This is a genomic window from Streptomyces sp. JJ36, from assembly GCF_021696945.1.
Taxonomy (GTDB): domain Bacteria; phylum Actinomycetota; class Actinomycetes; order Streptomycetales; family Streptomycetaceae; genus Streptomyces.
The window spans coordinates 1-3,868 of sequence record NZ_JACYHE010000037.1 but is presented as its reverse complement, the minus strand read 5'-3'; the positions used below and the strand labels follow the sequence as shown (position 1 = coordinate 3,868).

Here is a 3,868-nt window from a genome sequence, read left to right as displayed (position 1 = left end):
CGTCAGTTCAGCTCCTCGAGGGACAGGATCGGGCGGCTGCCGGCCGTGGGGGCGGCGGTGACCGGGCGCGGGGCGGGCTCCGCCGCCGGCACGGCTGCGGCAGCGGGGATGCCGGGGGGCGCCGCGCCCGCCCCGGGGGCGGGCTCCGCGGCGGCAGCGGCGTCCGGCCGGTCCACCCAGTGCCGGGTGCGGTGGAAGACGGCCGGCGGCAGGCTCGGGCGTTCGCCCGTACGGGCCGCCAGCTCGGCGCCGGTGGGCTCGCGCAGGATCGCGTGGCAGTTCACGCCGCCGAAGCCGAAGGCGCTCACCCCCGCCCGCCGCAGGCCGGTCTCCGGCCGCCAGTCGCGCAGCGCGGTGTTGGGGAAGAACGGCGACTCCGCGAAGGAGAAGCGCGGGTTCGGCGTGTCGCAGTGCAGGGTCGGCGGGAGGGCGCCGTGCCGGAGGGCCAGCACGGTCTTCTGCAGCCCGGCCATGCCGGCGGCCATCAGCGCGTGGCCGATGTTGGACTTGACGCTGCCCACGGCGCACCAGCCGCGGTCGCCGGCGCCGTCCGCGCCGCCGAACGCCCGGGTCAGCGCCCGCAGTTCCATCGGGTCGCCGATCAGTGTGCCGGTGCCGTGCGCCTCCACGCAGCCGATCTCGCGCGGGCGGACGCCGGCCAGCTCCAGGGCCCGCCGGACGACCTCCTCCTGCGCGTCGGGGTTGGGCGTGGTCAGGCCCATGGTGCGCCCGTCGTTGTTGACGGCCACCGACTCCAGCACCGCGTACACCCGGTCGCCGTCGGCGAGCGCCGTCTCCAGCGGCTTGAGCAGCAGCGCGCCGGCGCCCTCGCCCAGCACCAGCCCGTTGGCGCCGACGTCGAAGACCCGGCAGGCGCCGTCCGGGGAGAGCGCCCCGGAGGCGCTCAGCTTGAGATAGGGCATCTCGTCCAGCAGCAGGTCCGCCGCCGCGACCAGCGCCGTGTCGCACTCGCCGAGCCGCAGCGCCTGCTCGGCCAGGCTGAGCGCGGCCAGCGAGGAGGAGCAGGCCGTGTCCACCACCAGGTGCGGGCCGCGCAGGTCGTAGACCTGGGCGAGCTGGGCGGCGGCGAAGTTCTGGTTGAGCCCGGTGACGGTGTTGCGGTGCGGGGTGCGGATGCGCGCCGCGTACGCGCCGGTGTGGGCGGCGGCGAACACGGCCGTACGGGTGCCGGCCAGCTCCTCCCGTGCGTAGCCGGCGTCCCGGAAGGTCTGCTCGGCGCACTCCAGCACCAGCCGGATCAGCGGGTCGACATGGGCGGCGTCCTCCGGGGCGATGCCGAACGGCTCCGGGTCGAAGTCCTCGATGCCGTCCAGGAACGCGCCCCAGCGGGAGACCGAGCGGCCCGGCCGCTTCGCGGCGTCGTACAGGGCCGAGCTGTCCCAGCGGGAGCGGGGCACCTCCCGGACGGCCGACCGCCCCTCGGAGAGCAGCCGCCAGAAGGCGTCCGTGCCGGGCGCGCCGGGGAAGCGGCTCGCCATGCCGATCACGGCGAGCGGCCGCGGGCCGTCCGGACGGGCCGTACCGCCGGGGGTGGCGGCTCCGCCGGGCTGCGGGCCGGCCTGGGCGACCGTCGTGGCGGTCGCGTCCGTCCCGGCGTCCGTCCCGGGTTCCGCCGCGCCGGTGCCGGCCCGCGCCGCCGCGCCGTCGTCCGTCCCGGCGCCCGCGCCGGTGTCCGCCGCGGGCTGTCCGCCGGCGGCGTGCGGGTCGGCACCGTTGTCCGTTCCCGTACCCGCCGGGGAGCCGGCGTTCCGGACCGCCCAGGCGGCCACCCCGTCGGGGAACGCGGCCGTCAGATGGGCGGCGAGCCGCCGGGCGGTGGGGTTCTCCAGCACCACCGAGGGATCCACCGGGGCGTCGGTCAGCTCCTCCAGCCGGCCCACCATGCCGGCCAGCAGGATGGAGTCGACGCCCAGGTCGGCGAAGGCGTCGTCCGCGTCCACCGACGCGCGGGGCAGCATCAGTTCCTGCGCCATCAGGTCGAGGAGGAAGCCCTCGACGGCCGTGCCTGTCCCGGCGCGCTCGGCGCCGTCACCCGTGGTCACCTTCTGCTCCTTCTGCTCGGGGTCGTCCCGGAGCGCGTCCGGGGCCGTGCCGGGGTCCGGCGGGTTGCCGGGGGTCGTGCCCGGGGTCGTGCCGGGGCCCGGGTGCGCGCCCGGCTGCGGGGCGCCCTGCAGTGCCGCGCCGGCGTACGGGCGGCCGGCGTCCGGGCCCGTACCGGGCGCCGGTTCCTCCGGGAAGCTCCGCGGGCGCACGGCCGCCGCCACGGCGTCCGTCACCCGCTCGTCCTCCGGCCGTCCGGCCGCGGTCTGCTCAAGGAGCACCCGTTCCAGCAGGTCCAGGCCGTCCTCCCGGGCCAGGGCGCCGAAGCCGCGGGCCCGGTACGCCTCCGCCGTGACCTCGCCCATCCCCAGGCCGGTCCAGCTCCCCCAGGCGACGGGCAGATAGCGGGTGCCGTCCGGGCCCGCGGCCGCGTTCCGTTCGGCGGCGAAGGCGTCCAGATGGGCGTTGGCGGCCGCGTAGTCGCCCAGCCCGACGGCCAGTTCGGGCAGCCGGGCGGAGACCGAGGAGTAGAGGACGACGAAGTCCGGGCGGTCCGTCCGCACCAGCTCGTCCAGCACCCGCAGGCCCGCCACCTTCGGCTCCCAGGTGGCGGCCACGTCCTCGACCGTGCGGCGGACGAACGCCGGGCGGCGCCGGTGCACCGCACCCGCGCAGTGCAGCACGCCCGCCACCGGGCCGAGTTCGTCCCGCACCCGGTCCAGGAAGCCGGTCAGGGCGGCGCGGTCGGTCAGCGGCCCGGTGTGCAGGGCCACCCGCACGCCCCCGGCCTCCAGCCGCGTCACCGTGCGGGCCAGCTCCGCCGTGCGGGCGTCCGGGTCGGGCGCGGCACCGGGCGTACCGTCCGCCGGCGCGGGCCAGGACGCGCGCGGCGGCAGCGGGCGGCGGCCCAGCAGCGCCAGCCGCCGGGCGCCGAGCGCGGCGAGCCGTTCGGCGGCCGCCAGGCCCAGCCCGGAGGTGCCGCCGGTCACCAGATAGGTGCGGTCCGGGTCGAGGGCCGGGCGCGCGGGCTCCGCGGCCGGGCGCGGCCGGCGCCGCAGCGGGCCGGGCACGAAGCGGTCGCCGCCGCGCAGCACCACCTCGCCGGGCGCCGGCCCCGCCGCGGACAGCTCCGCCCGTACGGCCTCCAGCACCTGCTCCGGGCCGGTACATGCGGGGTCGAGGTCCACGGAGGCCGACCGCACCGCGCGGTACTCGGCGCCGACGGCGCGCACCAGCCCTGCCATGGCCGCGCCCCGCGCCGTGGGCACCGGGTTGCGCAGCGCGTGCCGGCCGCGGGTCACCTGCAACACGGTCAGGTCGTCGCCGGCCGCCGTGGCCCGCCGTACCAGGTGCTGCAACAGCCCGATACGGGCCGCCTCGCCCGGCAGCGGGGGGCCGTCCGGGCGCGGCGTGCGCGACGTCAGGTCCACCAGGTCGACCACGGCGTCCAGCCGGCCGTAGCGCTCGTAGAGCTGCTCCGCCAGGCCCTGGGCGGCCGCGTGGTCGGCGAGGTCGATGCCGTACTCGTCGGGGCCGAGCCGGGGGTGCACGCTGTCCTCGCGCACCAGCACCCAGCCGCCCTTGTCGGCCCCGTCGGCGTGCGCGGCGGCCTCGGCGTACTCCAGGGTGTCCGCGGCGCCGACCAGCAGCACGCCGAGCGGGCGCCGGGCCGGCCCGCTCGCCGGGGTGCGGGGCGCGGCGATCCACTCCCGGGTCAGCAGCGCCGGGACCGGCCGGTCGGCGGCGGGCTCGTCGTCCGGGGCCGGCCCGTCCGGGGCGTGCCGGTCCGGGGCGTGCCGGTCCGGCG

1 protein-coding gene is annotated in these 3,868 nt (G+C 78.9%); it reads right to left on the bottom strand.

Annotated features, from left to right (window positions below; all coding sequences use genetic code 11):
* Positions 1–2: 2 nt before the first annotated feature.
* Positions 3–3,868 (bottom strand): beta-ketoacyl synthase N-terminal-like domain-containing protein (locus HOY81_RS15730; protein ID WP_237321040.1); only part of this gene is annotated, 3,866 nt, incomplete at its 5' end.